Here is a 1,646-nt window from a genome sequence, read left to right on the forward strand (position 1 = left end):
CCTAAATCCGGCAGTTACTACCCCGTGAGACGGCCAGCGGGCCAATGCTGACAAGCACTTGAGCCGATCCTGCAGACTCACCCGATGGGTGAAGCAAGACGCAAGCGGGCCCTGGCCCTGGGAGACGGCAGCGGCGGTGGCGAAGCGCCGGTGGTGGTGGACACGCTGGGCGGACGCATGCACGTACGCTGGGACGAGGCCGCGCCGGCCACGCCCAATGGGCAACTGGTGTTCTTTGCCGAGTTCCTGGCCGCCACGGGTGTGTTCGAGCGCTGGGTGCAGAAGTGCCCGCTGGAGTACCGCAGCGGCAACGCCCCGAGCAAGCGTGATGTGCTGGGCACGCTGTTGCTGGGGGCGTTGGCCGGGCACCGGCGCTATGCGCACATCACGGCGTTGCGCGGCGACGCGGTGGCCGCGCAGGCGCTGGGCATGAGCAAGGTGGTCAGCGAAGACGCGCTGCGCCGCGGCCTGCAGCGCATCGACGAGGACGCCGGCGCGGCATGGATGCGCAGCGCGCTGCTGCACTCGGTGCAGCAGGCGCTGGACAAACCCTGGGTTCTGGACATCGACGCCAGCATCAAGCCGCTGTACGGGCGTCAGGAGGGCGCCGAGCTGGGCTACAACCCGCACAAGCCCGCGCGCCCGAGCCACGTGCTGCACACCTACTGGGTGGGCAATCTGCGCCTGGTGCTGGACGTGCTGGTGACCTCGGGCAAGCAGCACACCAGCGCGCATGCCAAGGGCCGGCTGGGTTGCCTGCTCGACAAGCTTGGACACCGTCGCCCGGTGCTGGTCAGGGGCGACTGCGGCTACGGCAACGAGGGCATCCTCACCGAGCTGGAAAGCCGGAATCAGCCCTATTTGCTGCGCTTGCGCCAGACCAAGAACGTGCAGCGCCTGGTGGCGCGGCAGTTCGCACGCAGTGACTGGAGCCGCGCGGACAGCCAGGGCTGCCAGATGGTGCAGGACGAGTTGCAGCTCGTGGGCTGGAGCCGCAAGCGCCGCGTGATCATCGTGCGTCAGCGCATCCGCCAGGGCTTGGTGCGCGAGCGCGTCAACGACCGCGGCCAGTTGCGCCTGGCGTTCGCTGACGCGGCCGTGCTGGGCCCCGATCGGCTGTGGGAGTACACGGTGCTGGTCACGGACGTGGCCTATCCCATCGAGTCCATCGCGGCCCTTTACCGCGACCGGGCGGACTGCGAAAACGGCTTCGACGAGCTCAAGAACCAGTGGGGCCTGTCGGGCTTCACCACCCAGGACCTCAACCGCTGCCAGACCACCGCGCGGGCCTGCGCGCTGGTCTACAACTGGTGGAGCTGGTACTGCCGTGCGGCCCATCCGGGTGGGCGGCTGGAAGCCATCACGAGCCGCCCGCTGTTGCTGGCCGCCGTGGGCAAGGCCGCCAGTCATGCCGGCCAGACCACGCTGTACCTCACACCGCTGCATGGCCGTGCCGCCACCATCAAAGCGCTGATTGCCAACGTTGGCGCGGCTTTGCAGCACGTGCGCCGTGCTGCGGAGCAGTTCAGCAACCTCGACCCCTGGGGCGCGATGCTGCACTACATCAGCGATCGCATCGCGCCGTCCTTGCGCGCTTCTCCTGTACCTCCCGGCCTTCCGGCAACGGGGTAACTGCCGGATTTAGG

Annotated in this window: 1 protein-coding gene; it reads left to right on the forward strand. The window is 68.5% G+C overall.

The genetic code is table 11. The features are described 5' to 3' along the window. Nucleotides 1-84 precede the first annotated feature (84 nt). Nucleotides 85-1,632, forward strand: a complete 1,548-nt coding sequence (locus HHL10_RS30060) for a transposase (protein WP_205833304.1) — start codon at nucleotides 85-87, stop codon at nucleotides 1,630-1,632. Nucleotides 1,633-1,646 lie beyond the last annotated feature (14 nt).

This window comes from Azohydromonas caseinilytica, from assembly GCF_012927045.1.
Classification (GTDB): Bacteria; Pseudomonadota; Gammaproteobacteria; order Burkholderiales; family Burkholderiaceae_C; genus Azohydromonas; species Azohydromonas caseinilytica.